The following is an 18,214-nucleotide window of genomic DNA, read 5'->3' on the forward strand; positions in this document are numbered from 1 at the left end:
AGTTCCTTTCTGTTATGCATGAAATATTTAAATTTATTGATCCATCAAGCTGTTAATACAAATAGTTAGGGCATAGTAATTGCTACTGATGGAGCAATTGAAATTATTTTAAGATAAAAATGGAGAGGTGATATGATGGTGAGAGTATTAACTCAGCCCGAACCAGGGTGGCAGCGTATTGATGATAGCGATAGGAATATTATCTTTGAAGGAGAAAATTGGTTTAGTGGATACTCTAAATACTCTGATAATTATTTGAAAACATTCCACTATAAAAGTTCTAGTCAACCATCAAACTCAGTACAGATTAAATTTTCTTTCGTAGGTACTAAACTTCGGCTTATTGGACTTGTTAATAATGGTGGTTATGATAGATATGCAACAATCGTTATTGATGGCAATACAGAGAGATTAGATTACGATGCATGGGAGGGAACAAGGCAAGCTGTTATATATGAGAAAACAAATCTTAATAAAGGGCCGCATACAGTAACGATTCTAGGTACATACTTAAATCTTGATGCAATTGATATCGATTCTGATGGTTATGTATTTACACCCAAAAAAGTAGGGGAGATATTAGATAAACCTGATCCTGGTTGGAATCGTTTCGATGATGCTGATTCATTAATTAAGTATGGTGATGGTGCTTGGAATAGATTTACTGATGATAGGTACTATAATAGTACAGCAGTATATTCCCTTACCAAATCAGTTGTAGAATTTTCATTTAAGGGTACAGGTGTCAGACTTGTTTCTAAAAGTGTTAATTTAGGTTATGGTCCTGTAGATATAACGATCGACGGTGTCAAAGAATCATACAATCCAGTACTAGGTTCAGATAACTGGAAAGTTCTACTTTATAATAAAGAAGGTCTAAAAAATGAAGTTCATTCAGTTAAGCTTGAGGGTCCTGAAGGAATTATAATGGATGCTATTGACATTCTTGATGGAGAATTAGTAAAAACTGCTAAAGTAGGTGACGTTCTGCTTCAACCTGAAACTGGTTGGAAACGAATTGATGATACTGATGTTAATATTAAGTATAGAGGAGTTTGGAAGAACGATGTTGTTAACTCAAGTCTTTATAACTCTACATGCCATTATAAAGCTCCTGAAGTAGATAATAACCCAGCATCGATACGTTTCGACTTTGAAGGTACAAAATTAAGAATTATAGCCTTGACAGTTAATCCTTACGACTCTGATGCAAAAATACTGATTGATGGCAGAGAAGAAGTAATAAACTTCTCGTCAACTGATACTATATATCAACGTTTAGTTTATGAAAAACTGAATCTACCTCAAGGAGTTCATAAGGTCGAAATAAAAGGACTGTATATAAACTTAGATGCTATTGATATAGATGAAACTGGTTCGATGATTAAACCGCCTGTTGAAGTTGGAGACGTTCTATTACAACCCGAAGATGGTTGGAAACGATTTGACGATTCAGATAGCTTAATTAAGTATTCTGGAACATGGACTATCTCTACACCTGATGACAATGGTTACAATAGAACTGTTCATTGGACTGGTCGTACGTCTGCAGGAATTGTTTCTGCTACGTTTGCATTTTATGGCACGTCCTTACGAATTATTGGATTAATGACAGAGTATTATCAAAAAGGAATTATCACGATAGATGGTATTACAAACGATATAAATTTCAATCGAACAGGGGTAACAAAATGTGCTCTTTTATATGAGGAACTTAACTTAGTAGAAGGGAAGCACATTGTTACAATATCAGGAGAAAAAATCAATTTAGACGCTATTGATATAGATAATAAGGGCTACTTAGTAAAACAAGCTGAAGTAGGTGATGTACTTAATACACCGGAATCGGGTTGGACAAGGCATAACTATGATTCTAAGTTATCTAGTGAGAAGCGCAAAATTGAGTTATTACCTCAAGACGTATGGAAGACTTTCGAAGATTATACTTGGACAGGAGTTAAGAATGTCGGTCAGATTAGATTTAAGTTTTTCGGAACGGCATTTCGAATCATCTCTAGGTGGTTTAGTGATACTACAAAATCAGCTAAAGTAACGATAGATGGAATGGCTAGTGGTACTTTCGCACAATACGGTGATCCGAAAGATGGATTAAAATTATGCTACGAGAAAATGGGTCTTTCAAAAGGTATTCATAGTGTAGTAATTGATGTAAATGAAAACATGAACTTGACTTTATGTGCAATTGATTTACTAGGTGCAGACTATTTTGTAGATTATGATGCAACTGTAGGGGAAGTTATAACTATTCCTGAAGTTGGTTGGAAACGAATTGATAATATAGATACAAATATTCAGTATCTAGGTAGCAATTGGACAAGTGATTCAGATTCTACCAGACAGTACTACAATAACACTTGCCATAACAACTTGAACACCGATAAATCAGCTCAAATTAAATTTAATTTTAAAGGTACTAAGCTGAGATTGATTTGTTCTGTTTATGAGAATCATAGTAACAAAGTTGCAATAAGTATAGATGGTCAAGTTCAGTACTATTCAGAGTCGAGAGTTGTAGATAGAGCTTATGGAAGTGTTTTATGCTACGAGAAATTAGGATTAGCTGATGCCGTTCACGAAGTTACTATTAAGTGTGAAAACCCTGGTGCACTCTCACTTGACGCTATAGACATCGACGACAATGGTTCAATGAGTAAACCTCCTATTAAAGTAGGAGACCAATTATTACAACCGGAGGCGGGTTGGAAGCGTATTGACGATACCGATTCTAGTTTTAAATATGTAGGTGATTGGTGGAAGTCGGGTGATACTACTCCTGAATGGTTTAACAATACATTCCACTATGTTGACGGAGCTTCAGGGGAAGTGCAATTCCAATTTTCAGGCACTAGACTTAGAATTATTGGTTGTATACACGAGTCCCAGTATCGAAGTAACGATATTAAGATTATAATCGATGGTCAAGAGGAATTTTACAGTGAGCAAGCTACTAAAGTTGGATATCAAACATTGGTTTATGAGAAATTAGGTTTAGCAGAAGGTGTTCACGATGTGGTTATTAAATCCGGAACTAATTCACCTTTCCCGTTTACTTTTGATGCTATTGATATTGATAGTGACGGAAGTATTGAAAGACCACCTGCTAAAGTAGGGGACCAGTTACCTCAACCAGAACCTGGCTGGAAGCGTATGGATGACGCAGATTCAAATATTCGATATGACGGAAAATGGAATTTTATAACTACTCAGAAAGGTGCATACAATGAAACTCTTCATTATTATTCTACACCATCGGGGAGTACAGAAGAAGCGTCTGCTACCTTTAAATTTAAAGGGACTAAGTTAAGACTTGTAGCATTAAGCAGTTACTTCCAGAAAAAAGCTATTTTAAAGATTGACGGAGTATCTTACGACTTAACTAAGGTTGAAGGAAGACCACCAATTTACGGAATTCAGCAAACCTTAATGTTCGAAGCAACTGGACTTGAAGATAAAGAGCATTTAGTTGAGTTATCTGGTATAGACATAACGCTAGATGCAATCGATATTGACAAAACAGGGTCTTTAGTAAAACCCAAACCACCTGCTAAAGTAGGAGACATTCTATTACAACCCGAACCAGGATGGACTCGTGTAGATGATACAAATCCGTTAATTCATTACAGAGGTGATTACTGGGCTTTAGCTAAGGATGGAGGGTATGAAGGCGGATACAATAAAACAGCAACTTTTAGAGTTCCTGACCACTCGAACAGAACATTAGGGACAGTAGAGTTCTCTTTCAAAGGTACAGGCCTTCGTGTCATTTCAGCAACCTACTCCGAAAGTTCTTGGGAGGATGTTTCCATTGAAATTGACGGTGTGACTGAGAAATATAAGGTTAACACTACAACTGATCGAGCCAAGACTCAGTATCAGGTTATACTATACGAGAAAAACTTACCCGACAGCGTTCATAAAGTAAAACTTTCAGGTACTCAATGTACATTCGATGCTTTTGATATAAAAGGAGGAGAATTAGTAGAAACTCCTACTAACCTTGGTGATGTATTATTCGAGCCTCAACCTGGTTGGCAACGAATTGACGATACAGATAGTAATATTGAATACAATGGTGTATGGGCAACAACCGATGCTGATGGTAGATGCTACAACAAAACCATTCATTATAAACATGCAAGTTCAAACATCCCACCTGATTCTAACCCAGTTTCTATAAAATTTAATTTTACAGGGACAAAGCTTAGAATTATTGGAATTGGGTTATCTGAGTATGAATCTGGCGCTAAAATTCTAATTGACGGAGTAGAAGAAACTATCAATTTCTTTAGACCCTCAGGTTTAACTGCTATCTACCAGTCGTTAATATACGAGAAGTTAGGTTTATCAAATAAATTGCATACGGTTGAAATAAAAGGTAAATTTATAAATCTCGATGCTATTGACATTGATGAATCTGGTTCAATTGGAGGGAAGCCATCAGTTAAGATCGGAGACCAACTAAAACAGCCAGAGGCAGGTTGGAAACGCCTTGATGGAACCGACTCGTTACTTAAATATCAGGGTACTTGGGAAAAAGGCTCATCTTCTGACTGGTATAATGGTACTTATCATTATGTAAAAGACAATGACTCTAAAGGTGCAGTTGAATTCGATTTTTATGGAACTCAGCTTAGAATTATTACTTGCTTCGATGTTGCATCATATCGTACAGATGACATATCAATTACAATTGATGGCGTGACAGAAAAGTATAGCGAGATAGCATCTGCTAAGGTATATCAAGGTCTTGCATATGAGAAGTTAGGCTTAACTAAAGGGAAGCATAGAGTTAGAATTCAGTGTGGAACTAAAGGCACTTATCGACTTAATATTGATGCAATTGACATTGATGCAGATGGTTATATTGAAAAACCACCTATAACAGTTGGAGATTTCTTAGCTACACCAGAAGACGGTTGGAAACGTTTCACGAAGGAGAATATGTATTTCGATTATACCGGTGGCATGGATTACCAAAATCAAACACCACCAATCAAGTACTCGTTCGATAAAATTCAGTTTAGATTCTTCGGTACAAAATTTAGATTGATTTATTCGTCTAACTTAGGCTCAAATGAAGAACAACTTGGTCACGTATTAATTGACGGAGTGAAGTATCCTGTTAATATGTTCCCTGTATCCGGACCAGCTAAAGTCGCTTGTGAAGTACTTAACTTAGATGAAGGATACCACGTGGTATCAGTCAACGGTGGAACTCATGAAGGTTGGGACCCTCAATTTATTGGTGTTGATATCGACGCTACTGGACATATTGATAGACTACCTGTAAGTATTGGTGATGTTTCTACTTATCCAAACTATGGATGGAAACGTTATGATGACAACTCCACATACATTCAATATGATACTAACTGGAGTAAAAACGTAGCCTATAACGGTGCTTATGGCGGAAAAAGTACTTGTGCTAAAAAGGGTAAAAATGCAAGTATGGTATTCAGATTTAAAGGTACTAAGTTACGATTCATTATTGGTTGTGCTACTAATCAATATTATTCAGATAGAATCAGAGTGAAAATTGATGACTTACCGGAAGAGCATTTTGACGCTATTGCACCACAAGATACAAACCAAGTCTTGAAATATGAGAAACTCGGTTTAGAAGATATTGAGCACGATGTAACGGTAACAGTTATTACAACTCAACCCGGTGCTTTAGAATATGACTTCCGAATGGATGCTATTGATATTGATGACACTGGTAGTCTTGTTTCACGACCTGGTGTAGGAACTGCTCTGAATGAACCGGAAAAAGGTTGGAAACGGATTGATGATACCGATCCATTAATTCGTTATATCGGTAACTGGAAACTAACCACGGGTAATGATAAGCACTACAACAAGACAACTCATTACAATCTCGACAAGAAACTTGACACGAGTTTCGAATTTGAGTTCGTAGGTACTAAATTTAGACTTCTAGCTTATGGCGACAGTGGTTACGATACAACCTCTAAAGTACTTATTGATGGTAAAGAAGAAACTATGGTTTACAATAGTCCTTCAGGTAACCAAGTCATACGTTACGAGAAAATAGGTTTAGACCGTGGCAAGCATACTGTAAAAGTGATTGGTAAAGCTATGTCGTTAGATTCCATTGACATTGATGCTGACGGATACTTACTTGCTAGATTAGGTGACAAGTTAGTTGAGCCGGAACCTGGTTGGGTACGTTTTGACGATACTCATAAGAATATTGAATACAACGGTTTCTGGAAAACAACTGAAACTGATGTTAGTTGCTACAATAATACTCATCATTGGAAGAGTAAGGAAGACAATAACGATAGCACCATCTCGGCTAGATTTTTATTCAAGGGTACTAAGTTCCGATTAATTAGTATGACAAGTCCATCCTATCCGGAAGACATTGAATTGAAAATTGATGGCCAAAAGGAAATCCTTAAACTTTCAGGAGAAGTTATGCAATACCAAACACTTGCATATGAAAAGAAAAATCTTGAAGATATGATTCACGTTATTGAGTTGTCAGGGAAATACATCAGTATCGATGCTATTGACTTAGAAGAAGGTGCAACACTATTAAAACTACCTGATGAGAAATTAAAACCATATCAAATAAGAAGTGGTTTAATCTTTAAGGATGATTTTGATACGTTCGATTCCAGATGGATTGCATCTCCTGTCGGTAGCTATTCTTTAATTGATCGAAAAGGATATTTTAGAATGCTACACAATGTTTCGCGTGACACATTATTACTTGCAGACCTTCCAAATGAGAAAGAATTCGCATTTGAAGTATCTGCTGATTATACGCCAACCCATGAAGATGACAAAGGCGGTATTATCGTTTGGAAAAACGGTGAGGAGAATATTGAGTTTTTAGAAACAGAAGATGGTACTCGAGAAACAACTGAATTGAAGTGGATGGCGTGCAAAGATAATGAAGATTGGACGTTTTTTTCTGATTATGGCGAAGGTTTTAATTTTTACGACTCAGATAGAATGAGCTGTAGTAAGTTTGGTGTTGTATTAAAAAAAGGATCGAATTCAAAATTTGTAAATCTTGATATTGATTCCATTATTGCTACAAGAGGAAGAAAGTTAACCATTGCTAATATAGCGCCGAATATAAGTGTGAAGATGGAAGATAAATTTGGGGGAATTATTTTCAATGGAAATACAGGGTATAACACTGGTATTCAAATTACTCTCCCGTCACTAGAATTTACAGGTAAAGTTATTTTGACAAATGTAGAAGGTAAAGAATTAGGTGTTATTAAGACTACATTTTATGGTGGAGATGTATATGGATTCGGATCTAATTTAGAAATTAAATTTTCAGGTGAGGAGCTTTCAACATTAGCACAAACTCGATTGCCAGATATGATATCAGGGAAATCAGAAATTATGCTAGAACTTGTGAATCCTTCAGTTGCACGAGCGAATAATGTGAATTTAAGTATTGCTCAATATGAAGATAAATTTGGATGGTCATGGGCGGATCTTGCGTTAGACAGTAATGGTAAACCAGGTCAATATCAAGATAGTATCAATATTCCTTATGTAAATCCAGAAAAAACAATAAAGTTTTGGTTAAAAGTAACAAAGGGAACAGATTATGTTGGGCTTGCTCCATTACAATTTCAAATACATCTTGAACATGAGTAGCTGGGGGGTGAAAAGATGGGAACATCAATGGTCGTAAATCGATATTATAAGCAAGAAGAACAAACAGAAAATATTCTTCCAAAGCTTATCGAAAAAAAAGTAAAGGTTGAGATTAATAGTAATGAAAAGAAGTATATACCTATTGAACTAGGTATAAACAAGTATGAACTTAGGACAATCTTTATTGAAAATACAGCAAATAATGATTATGAGTGTACAATTTTTGATAAACAAAAAGATGGGCAAATTCAGTACAGCAGTATTAAAGAAAAAAGAACATACGATATAATCAATATTCCTTGTGACGATAAAGATCAAACAAAGTCTTGTCACCTATTTATTGAAAATTTTAGTAATGTTCCTTCTTTGTATACTGTGGTATTAAAAGTAACAACATTAATTTAGAGGTGAAATTAAATGACTAAGGCTATTTTTACAAAGGGAACATGCAAAAAATATGAGTTATTTGATACATTTGTTCAGGTAGCATTGAATGGGGGATGGAAACTCCGTGAAGGAACTAACCTAACTGATACTACTATTGATCTATATACTAATGGTTACAATGAAGACAAACATTTGGCGATTCGAATAAATTGTCTTGATGGTAACTATTCTGGTTATAATATAAGAACAACAAATCACTCTGATGGCTCAATCGCGATGGGTGCAATACAACAAGATGGAAACTTTACCACTCAAGATGCTTTTAATACTCTTTGCTTCTTTCCAGGTCGTCAATACAATGATTTTAGCACAAGTGGAGCTCGTCAATATGATAGGCTATATGATATGGAATACTATTATTATGTGGATAAAGAAGTTATTGTTTTTTTAGTAACACCATTTAGATATACGAATCTAGGTAATACTTTAATATTTATAGGTTTTCCAGAAGAGTCATTTGTTGAAGAAAGTCGAAAAGAAGAAAAAAAACCTTATTCAGGTGCTATATATGCCAACAGTGGTCATTCTGGTTCAGATATCGGCCAATATTCCGCAAGGATAACGGAAACACCTAAAAATTTACTAGCGTTACCGTATAGAACAACTATGGCGCAACGAACTTTAAGTCTTGTCTCTCCCCTTTCTCCTAATGTGGACAACAAGTTTGTATTGAGCGAGATATTTTATGGAGATAGTAATACAGGTTTAAGAGGACGTTTTGGTAGAATCTATTTATTGTCACCTGGTGGAATGCTAGATGGTGATATAATCGAAATTAAGGTTGAAAATAAGATTCAAAAATATCGTTATACTGCTTTGGGCGGTGCGAGTAATAACTATACGTCATTTGTAACTTATGCGGTAGCAATAAGAGTAGAGTGAGGGGATTGAGATGGAAGTAATTTATAAAAAGGGCTCGTGTAAACGGGGCGAATTGTTTGATGTATTAGTTAGTAAGTTTGTAGAAGGTGGTTGGAAAATACTTGAGGATGAAAGCAATCTTAAAAATTATAGAGTTGTGTTACACTCAAAAGGAAGTTTAGGAAATACTCCAATGTACATAGGTTTATATCCTTACGCAGGGACGAATGTTCAAGGGAATGATTCGTATAACATTAAAACTTCAAGATACTGTAATGGGTATTTTAGTATATTTAATGATTGGGATTTTAATCAAAAAGTAAACATTTCTACAATTAGTGGTACTCATAGATTGAACTTTATTAATGGAGAGTCTTCCTTATCATCAAGTTACGGTGTGACATTAAGTACAGAAATCCCTATAGAGTACTATTATTATTGTGATTTAGATCGAGTTGTTTTTATTGCAATTCCTGACGTGGTAAAGTGCAAACAAGATAACAGTGGTGTGGATTCATCTCCCATAGTTCATTTTTTTGGTATACCTGAAGAAACTTATTTACAAGAAAAAAACGTTCCTTCTTATTCTTGTGTAATACACGCAGGAAGTAGTACGAGTCACAGTAAAAGTAAATATCTTATATGTAACAAGCCAGCTGCATTGCTAGATACTGCGGCATATGAGATGTCATTTTCGTATTTTGATGGCTGGCCGGGGCCTGCTGATGGAGGTGCTGGGGCAGGACCTATGATGTTGACGGATTACTACCTCGATGATTCACAAACAGGTCTAAGAGCAAAACTTGGTTTTATATATTCATTTGTACCAAACGGTAAGATTACTAGGGATGATACTATTGAGCTCGATACTGAAATTGGTAAACAAGTGTATAAACCGTTATTTACTAGTTCTAGCTATTATTCATCGTTTCCTAGAACAACTTTAGCTATTAGAATAGAGTGAGTTAAAAGGAGGGGAAGAATGTGACTGCATTTAAAGGTACTATATTGAATTTAAATAGATCGACAGGTATCCGAAGAATGAATAAAGGTATAGTTAATAAATTGCCTGTTAAATTAGTTAAAAGAGATTATGGTAGACGTGTCGATGTAGTTGAAAAAGCGAAAACCTCAATAAAGCCAATAGGTCCTATGAGTGGAGAACGAACTTTAGTTATTGGAAAGGCAAAAACCTCAATCAAGCCGATTGGCCCTATGAGTGGAGAGCGAACTTTAGTTATTGGAAAAGCAAAAAGTCCAATAAAGCCAATAGGTCCTATGAGTGGAGAGCGAACTTTAGTTATTGGAAAAGCAAAAAGTCCATTAAAGTTGATAGGGATTATGGGTGGAGAGCGAATTTTAGTTGCTGAGCAATCAAGGTTAATGCCTAGTTTATTTTTAGCAGGTGGTGTACGTATTCCAAATGCAAGAAGAGAAGGGATTTTTCTTCAAAATCCATATGAAGTAGAAGGACACAATGGAGAGCGAATATTACCAAGAAAAGAACCATTAGAAGCGCCGTGGAAGCACTCAATTAGTAAGTAGAAAAAATAATTATTTAGAGATTTTTAGAAGAGTAAAAGCTATTTTCATATCTGAAGGGAATTTAATGTCTATGAAAATGGTGTAGCTAAGTATTTTTTTGCTTGGAATATGATACTTAGAGAACATGCTCATTTAAAACAATAGCGTGCCAAAGCAGGCTTTTTTATTTTGCTTTGAAATGTAAAAAGGGGGGTGAAAGTTTGGAACGAATTCATGAGCTTGTAAAAACATTAAATGTACTGGATGTTATTAATACCACCCAATTTAAAGTTGCTTCTGTAATTAGTGGAGGATTGGGAACTATATTTAATTTTTTATATGGTAAATCTAATTTAATTTGGATTATCATTTTAGTATGGGTAGTTGTATTAGATTGGATAACTGGTAGTAAGGCTTCAAAATTAGATGGTACGTATTCATCACAATATGGAATTGAGGGCATTGCGCGAACTGTGGTGCTTTTTTTATTACCTTCTTTAGCGCATTTATTTGATATTGCATTTAAACTACCAGAGTTTTTCTATTTTATGGTAACGGGTGGTTTGATTTATCATATTTTTAATAGCTTTACAGCCAATTGTGTACGAATTGGCTGGGATAGATGGATTCCTACTTGGTTGTTAGAAAGTGTATCTTCTGAAATTGAAGCGAAAATTAGAAGATCGGAATCTAGAAAAGAAAAAATTTAAATAAAGACAAATTTAAATAATGATAGCAAAAGGAGCAGTCTCAATTGAGTTGCTCTTTTTGTTTATCGAGATTTTATTTCAGGTATTCAATAGGGAGCATGCGCAGCATTATTTGTATGGATGCTTTTTATTACACAAAAAAGAATGAACAGCGTGAAGCGCAGTAACAAGCTGTTATTCAAAAGAACCAGGAAGTTATTGAAGAATAGGCAAAAGCTTTTAGAGCTATTTCTAAAGACGTAACAGAAATGAAATAAAAACTATTTGAAGGAGATGTTCAGTAATGGGACACATTGTAGATATTTCAAAATGGAATGGAAATATTAATTGGGATGTAGCAGCAGCTCAATTAGATTTAGTAATTGCTAGGGTACAATATGGTTCAAATCTAGTAGATCATTTGTATAATGAGCATGTAGCCAAATCAGAACAATACGGTATTCCACATGCTGCATATGCTTATGGATGTTTCGTATCAGTAGCAGATGCAATTGTGGAAGCTAAGGATTTCTTAGCAAGGGTAAATCCTAATGCTAAATTCCTTGTATTAGATGTGGAAGATGACACAGTAAAGTCAATGAAAAGCAAAGGTAACCTTAGTGATTTAGCTAAAGCATCACAAGCTTTTATTGATACATGTAAAGCAGCAGGTTGGAAAGTAGGATTTTATGTAGCACACCATATGTACGGTGACTATAATTTACAAAGTGTACAAGCTGATTTTATTTGGTTACCAAGATACGGAACAAATGACGGTATTCCACAGAAGAAACCATCCTATACTTGTGACATTTGGCAATATACCGATAATGGTTATATTGATGGTATTGGAAAAGTGGATATTAATTTATTGCAAGGTAACAAAACGCTAGACTGGTTTACTGGAGAGAAACAATCAAAACAATCTGTTGCTAATGGCGGTTATCAATATGTTAAATCTGGTGGTTTTGGTATTTCATTGGTTAAAGAAGCTCTAAATGCTATGAATGAGCGTGGAACTAAAGGGCAAGTTATTTCTGATCCATTAACTGGTTTAGCATACTTGCAAACCGAAGTGTTACCAAATGGTGAGCTTGATAAGATTACAGCTTGGATGGACGAAAGAAACTGGTGGTACGAGTATTTGAAATAAAACATAAGCCGTCCTGTTGGGCGGCTTTTTTTATTTCTATGTAAGTGAACTACCCGCCACTTAACGTCCTAACGGACTGTTTGAAGTGGGGGTAGTTCAACTAGAATATCAGTTCATTAAATTAGAATCTTCTAAGCCAAATGAACATCAATTTGAACTAAAATATGCTGGATTTATGGAAATGAAAAAATAAAATATATAAGAGATTGGAAATACATTGAAATTAAAATAGATATCTTACCTTTTGGACTATTGATAAAGGAAAACTATGATGAATTTGTTCTACTTTACATGTTGGCATGCAGTATTATAAGTTAAAAGGCGATTCCGAATTCTGGTAATGAAAAATCGATCAGAAGCTTTCTTATATAATGTTTCAAAGTCCATTTCAATTGAAATGGACTTTATTATCTAAAAAAGTTTATTTGAATTCGGTCCTATTTGGTTAATAAAACATTTTTATTGAACAAAAAACTCAATTAAAGATTGAATTTTCTTAATAATTAGTTTTAATTTTATAAAAATGTTATGTAATCCTATGGAATAAAATGTATGATATATTTGAATTGTAATATATAAAATTAAGAGGAGGAATTATAATGGATAAATTCAGAAAAATAATGGGTGTTGCGTTAGTAAGTGGGATGGTAATTAGTGGATTGGGAGGGATTGGTACAACTCAAGCCAATGCCGATGAAATGAGAGCGCATTCATATGTGAAGGAGCTTCAAGCGGAACCGATTAAAAAAGGAATTGGTGGCCGTTCAATCTTAAATAGTACAGGCTCAGTTTTAACTACAAAAGTAACATTACCAGAAATCAAAAATAATAATGGAACACTTAAAGCGAAAGGTGGTGAACTTTATATTTATTCTGGTTTTTCTGGTCCGGTGGAATCAGATATTGGATTTTTGTATAGTGAAACATATAATGTTTGGAAACCCTATATGAAAGTAGGTGAAGATAAATACCCTATTTATATTGAGGGGAAAGATGAGTTTACGAACTTGAATGGCTTTAAACCAGGAACTGAAGTCCAACTTACGATTTATAAAAACTTAAATGGCAACACTAGGGCAACCTACTGGGGAACAAACGGAAAAGGCTATACAGGAAGATTAATTTCTGAAATCAAGAATACTAATATTAGTAAAGTTAACAATTGGAAAGCGTTATCTACAATTGCAGTAAAAGATGATAGTCAAACGAAAAATATTAAAGTAAATACCCAATATAGAGCTACGTTTAGTGATATTCTAATAGATAATAAGCCTATTAATCCTATTAGTAATGCTACTGAATTTGCAAAGATCTATACAAATAATAATAAAGTATCAATTGATATTATTGAGAAAAAGTAGTTATTAAATTATTAATTAGACATTTATCTACTATATGTTGAATTTAATCTATTCATACAAATTACACAGTAGTAAGGGCAAAACGTACTATGTCACTGCTATTCAAGCATATGTATATGTGAGATAAGTACAATAAAAGCAGAATCCTCGCAAGGTTCTGCTTTTATTGATTGTAATTAAATCCTATTACCTCGTATAAACCCTCATATGATTTTTTCTTCAATTAATTCCAACATCTATTTAATTTATTTTCATATGAAATTCTCTACAAAATGATACAACCATTGATAATGCATTCCTAAATCGAGGGTTATTTATTCTAATTATGCAAAATAATATATTCTGAATAATAATTTTTTATTTAGGGATGTCAGAATGGAAGGCGTTTGAAATATATTTATGTACAATTTCATATCATTTTAGAACTATTGGGAAACCGCCTTATAGACATCAAGCAAACCATTACCATAAAAACTTTTATTAATATGGTTATCATTTCTAACACCATTTTTATAAAGATATTTCACGGCCTTATCCGGATTGTTTTTAAAATTATTTTTATCAATAATTAATGCTAAAGCACCGGATACTTTTGGAGCGGCAAGTGAAACACCTACAGAGAGAGCATAACCACCACCAGGGGCGGTAGTTAATATTAGTTCTTTTAACATTAACTTATTTTTTACCCACTCTTCTAAACCATATTGCTGAAATAATCTATTATCTCCTCCAGGTGCAGCGATATCTATAAAACTTTCACCATAATTTGAAAATAAGGAGAGTAATTTAGATGGGCCAACAGATGAAACTGTTACTATATTAGGAAACTCAGCAGGAACATCTAATACTTCTCCAGTAAATGTTACCCCAGTATTTTCATTTTTTTTTCTGAAAAAATCATTCATTTCCTGCTTGTTAGTAACATCAAGAGCATCATTACCAGCCGCAGCAACTATAACACTTCCCTTTGATTTAGCATATTTAATGGCTTTTTTATAAGCTTTAATTTCGGATAATTCCTCACTAGATTCACCGTCTGAAGAAGATACTATACCATTGATGAGGTATTCGCCTAAACTTAAATTGATAACATCAACATTATCTTTTGCAGCTTCAACTATGGCTTTAATAACCCAAATAGCCTCACCTGCTCCATTACCAAACACTCTATACATTTTAATTCCAATACCAGGAGCAACTCCTTTCATAAAACCATTAGCTGCAACCTGTCCAGCAATAAAAGTTCCATGCCCTCTTAGATCTATTAGACGATTTAATTCACCAGTTTCTTGAGATTCTTGCTCTCTAAACCCACCTTTAGGCACTAAATTTTTTGATCCAGGTGAAATGTTATCTTTTAAATCAGGATGATTTATATCAATGCCTGAATCAATGATACCAACGGTTACATTTTTAGTTCCTGGATATAGTCTATAGCTATCACCATTATGGGTTACTTGTTGCATATCCCATTGATTCTCCCATATTTCATTTAAGGGTAGGGGGGACGAGACATTGGTTGCTACTTCTCTTGAATTAAACGATTGTAATGACTTATTATATGAATCTATATTAGAATCCGAATGAACAAGATTCATTGCTTTTTCGGTAGCTTTCACTTGTATAACACCAATCTCTGGTACACTATAGACTATTTGTATATCATATTTTTGAAACTTACTAGCTAGTTTTTGGGGATTTTGATAATTCTTCAACAGTATCGTGTAATACTGTGATTTATCTTCAGCATGAACTGTAATAATAGGTATGAAAGTTCCGAAAATCAAGTTAATTAACAAAAGGAATTTAATTATTTTTTTCATAAAATCACCCTCTTGATATATTATGTATAATCCTTAGTTTACTAAATCGTTAATGAAAAGAGATGTTAAGAGAATTAGTGATTTGAAAACTTTATTCACTTTGATATCGATATAATGTATTTTAGGAATAGATTCATTAGAGAAGAGAATTAAATAAAAGGGAATGAGTAATTAAATATATAAAGTATTTAATTACTCATTCCTATAATTTTAAATTTAAATTATAAATCTTTTTTGGCATATACTTTCAGAGATATTATCATTGATATAAAACCAATAACAATTGATATGAAACAAGGCATCCATGTTAGGACAGTTGGTGAGAATGGGAAAATACTTTTGAAATCAATATTATTTGATTGTAGTCCTTTTATAAGAGTAGGAGCAACAAAAGGTATTAAAAAAGCAGTTAAAAGTGATATGATTTTTGTTTTGTCATAACCAAATTTAAATTGAACAGGAAGTAGTACACCAAATAAAATACTTAGAGTTAAAAACGTTATTCCAAGAGCGCTAGCGCTCAGGCTTTCTATACCCGACGGTGCGACAACTGAAATAATTATACGGATAATAGCTGCACAAATAAAAATTACAAAAAGAAAAAGGTACTTCGCTTTTACAAATGCGCTTCGTGTGTATGGGGTAGCACAAAGTAAAGCCGCTCCCTTGTACTGATCCTCAAATTTTGATACCGTTCCAAACAAAATATATTCCATCAAAATAACGGTTAAAAGAAAGCTAACAAGACCGCCATCGTTTAATTGTAATTGTGAAGAAAGATAAATAGGAGCTATAGCAGCAAAAACGAGTAAGATTAGAAAATATTTTTTGACTAACAAAAAGTCTTTCATCACTAGGTTAATTAACATGGATGTTCCCCCCAATATATGAAAGCATAATCTCCTCAATAGTTGGTCTTTCTATTAATACATCAGGCATGAGTCGACGTACATCATCTTTTTTATTAGTAATCCCTTCAAATCCATAGTGAGTTTGATGTAAATTTAAAAAAAGAGGTCTTGTTTGTTCATTAATTAAGCGGTTGTCGCCCTTTACCAATGCATGTGTTTCTATTAAAACATCTTTTTCATCATTCACTAAAACTTTTCCATCATCAATTAAAATAATCATATCAGCAATTTTATCTAAATCAGATGTAATATGAGTGGAAAAAAATACGCTTTTCCCCGGCTCTTTCATGAAATCAAGGAGAATATCCATTAATTCACTCCGTACTAATGGATCCAAGCCACTTGTTGGTTCATCCATTATTAATAAATCTGCATGATGGGATAGGGCTAATGCAACTGCAAATTTCATTCGCATTCCTTTGGATAGAGTAGAGATTTTTTGTTCTAGATTTAAGTTAAAATTTTTAATGTAATTTTGGAAAACTGGTTCATCCCATTCAGTGTAGGATGGTGCAATAACATTTTTCATTTCCTTTACTGTTAATTCATCATAAAAATAGCCCTCGTCTAGCACGATACCAATTTTGTTTTTAGACTTTCTTTCATGCTTATCCATATCTTTTCCTAGAAAATTAATTTGCCCAGAATCTTTTAAAATGAGACCCAAAATCGCTTTAATTGTAGTGGTCTTTCCAGAACCATTTGTACCAATAAATCCTGTTATACAGTCTGTGTTAAGTGAAAAGGTAACATCTTTTAACGAAAAATTTCCGTAAGATTTATTTAAATTATTTACTTCTAACACAACATTCATTTTTCATTCTCCTCCTCTAAAATTAAATCTAAAATTGAATGGAGATCATCTGCATGAATACCTATACTACGAGCCATTTGACAAACTTCAGTAAGTTTAACTTCTACCATCCGGCGTTTTGACTCCATTAACAACTCTAAATTTGTAGGAGCTACATAGGTCCCTTTTCCAACCTTTGTAATAATAAAGCCTTCTGTTTCTAATTCTGCATAAACTCTTTTTGTAGTAAGTACACTTACATGCAAGTCGTTAGCAAGTGAGCGGATTGATGGTAATTGTTCCCCCTCTTTTAATTCATTGTTAAATATGGATTCTTTAATTTGCTCCTTTATCTGTTGATATAAAGGCAGACTTGATACATTACTTAAGACTATTTTCATTAAACAACCTCTCTATCGATAAGTGTTATGGTATGTCATGCACACCATACACACCATACACAGTTAATATTATAAATTATAAAAAGCGGATTAACAAGATATACTGCGATTAAATCACTTGAAAGTTAACTTAAATAACTTTTCAGAAATAAAATTTTTAGTATCGGTTAACAAAGATATTTGTTATTTTAAATAAATCAAAAAGAAAGTTTTGTAAATATATGTCACAAAATGTTAAAGAAACACACACAAAATGTTAAAAATTTTTTGATTGTTTTTAGAAAACATAGGGAGTTATACTTTAGTCGCACCACACAATACAGAAAAGGAGGTAGGTCAAATGGAAACACCAGTAGTACAACCAAGGGATTGGACTTGTTGGAGTTGTTTAGTATGTGCAGCATGTTCTGTGGAATTATTAAATCTAGTTACTGCGGCAACCGGGGCTAGTACTGCAAGCTAATATCCTTTCAGAAGTTACTTTGGTTAAAAGCACTAAGGGAATGAGCACTTTTGGTCAAATTAGATTTTCTAGAAGAAAAATAAATAACCAAAAAGGAGATGTTCTAAATGGAAACAC

The 18,214-nt window shown here is 33.8% G+C and carries 13 protein-coding genes and 1 pseudogene; 10 read left to right on the plus strand and 4 right to left on the minus strand.

Annotated features, from left to right (window positions below; genetic code table 11):
* Positions 1-132: 132 nt before the first annotated feature.
* The 9 genes and pseudogenes from HFD78_RS18895 (at position 133) to HFD78_RS18930 (ending at position 13,706) form a co-directional block, all read left to right on the plus strand.
* A complete protein-coding gene (locus HFD78_RS18895) occupies positions 133-7,671 on the plus strand; it encodes a hypothetical protein (protein WP_002197108.1) in 7,539 nt (2,512 codons plus the stop codon).
* 15 nt (positions 7,672-7,686) lie between these two features.
* Entirely contained in the window at positions 7,687-8,076 is a 390-nt protein-coding gene (locus tag HFD78_RS18900) for a hypothetical protein (protein WP_000537306.1), read from the plus strand.
* Between the two features lie 12 nt (positions 8,077-8,088).
* A complete protein-coding gene (locus HFD78_RS18905; protein ID WP_000158699.1) occupies positions 8,089-9,000 on the plus strand; it encodes a hypothetical protein in 912 nt (303 codons plus the stop codon).
* Positions 9,001-9,010: 10 nt separating this feature from the next.
* Positions 9,011-9,943 (plus strand): hypothetical protein, encoded by a 933-nt coding sequence (locus HFD78_RS18910; RefSeq protein ID WP_000452097.1) that lies wholly within the window; start codon positions 9,011-9,013, stop codon positions 9,941-9,943.
* Positions 9,944-9,963: 20 nt separating this feature from the next.
* The gene (locus HFD78_RS18915; RefSeq protein ID WP_000123577.1) at positions 9,964-10,524 is read left to right on the plus strand and encodes a hypothetical protein; all 561 of its coding nucleotides are present in this window, start codon (positions 9,964-9,966) and stop codon (positions 10,522-10,524) included.
* 200 nt (positions 10,525-10,724) lie between these two features.
* Positions 10,725-11,213 carry a phage holin family protein gene (locus HFD78_RS18920; protein WP_000439593.1) on the plus strand — a complete coding sequence of 163 codons (489 nt, stop codon included), beginning with the start codon at positions 10,725-10,727 and terminating at the stop codon, positions 11,211-11,213.
* A gap of 93 nt (positions 11,214-11,306) precedes the next feature.
* Positions 11,307-11,470 (plus strand): annotated as a pseudogene (locus HFD78_RS29970) (BhlA/UviB family holin-like peptide); the annotation flags it as partial.
* 26 nt (positions 11,471-11,496) lie between these two features.
* Entirely contained in the window at positions 11,497-12,345 is an 849-nt protein-coding gene (locus tag HFD78_RS18925; protein WP_000509864.1) for a GH25 family lysozyme, read from the plus strand.
* A 599-nt stretch (positions 12,346-12,944) separates the two neighbouring features.
* A complete protein-coding gene (locus HFD78_RS18930) occupies positions 12,945-13,706 on the plus strand; it encodes a YrpD family protein (RefSeq protein ID WP_191968101.1) in 762 nt (253 codons plus the stop codon).
* Between the two features lie 425 nt (positions 13,707-14,131).
* On the opposite strand, the gene HFD78_RS18935 is transcribed toward HFD78_RS18930, so the two are convergent.
* The 4 genes from HFD78_RS18935 to HFD78_RS18950 form a co-directional block, all read right to left on the minus strand.
* Positions 14,132-15,529 carry a S8 family peptidase gene (locus HFD78_RS18935; protein WP_000720282.1) on the minus strand — a complete coding sequence of 466 codons (1,398 nt, stop codon included), beginning with the start codon at positions 15,527-15,529 and terminating at the stop codon, positions 14,132-14,134.
* A 221-nt stretch (positions 15,530-15,750) separates the two neighbouring features.
* On the minus strand, positions 15,751-16,398 hold the full coding sequence (locus HFD78_RS18940) for an ABC-2 transporter permease (protein ID WP_000906770.1): 648 nt from the start codon (positions 16,396-16,398) through the stop codon (positions 15,751-15,753).
* Positions 16,388-17,254: an ABC transporter ATP-binding protein gene (locus tag HFD78_RS18945; protein WP_001103610.1), complete on the minus strand. Its 867-nt coding sequence runs from the start codon at positions 17,252-17,254 to the stop codon at positions 16,388-16,390. The genes HFD78_RS18940 and HFD78_RS18945 overlap by 11 nt, the downstream gene beginning before the upstream one ends.
* Positions 17,251-17,634 (minus strand): GntR family transcriptional regulator, encoded by a 384-nt coding sequence (locus HFD78_RS18950; protein ID WP_000706800.1) that lies wholly within the window; start codon positions 17,632-17,634, stop codon positions 17,251-17,253. Before HFD78_RS18950 ends, HFD78_RS18945 begins: the two co-directional genes overlap by 4 nt.
* A gap of 340 nt (positions 17,635-17,974) precedes the next feature.
* Between HFD78_RS18950 and tucA the strand changes: the two genes are divergently transcribed.
* Positions 17,975-18,097, plus strand: a complete 123-nt coding sequence (gene tucA, locus HFD78_RS29835) for a subclass IId bacteriocin thuricin17 (RefSeq protein WP_000449799.1) — start codon at positions 17,975-17,977, stop codon at positions 18,095-18,097.
* The last annotated feature ends 117 nt before the right edge of the window (positions 18,098-18,214 follow it).

Origin of the sequence: Bacillus sp. EKM501B, from assembly GCF_011800505.1 — a bacterium.
Taxonomy (GTDB): domain Bacteria; phylum Bacillota; class Bacilli; order Bacillales; family Bacillaceae_G; genus Bacillus_A; species Bacillus_A cereus.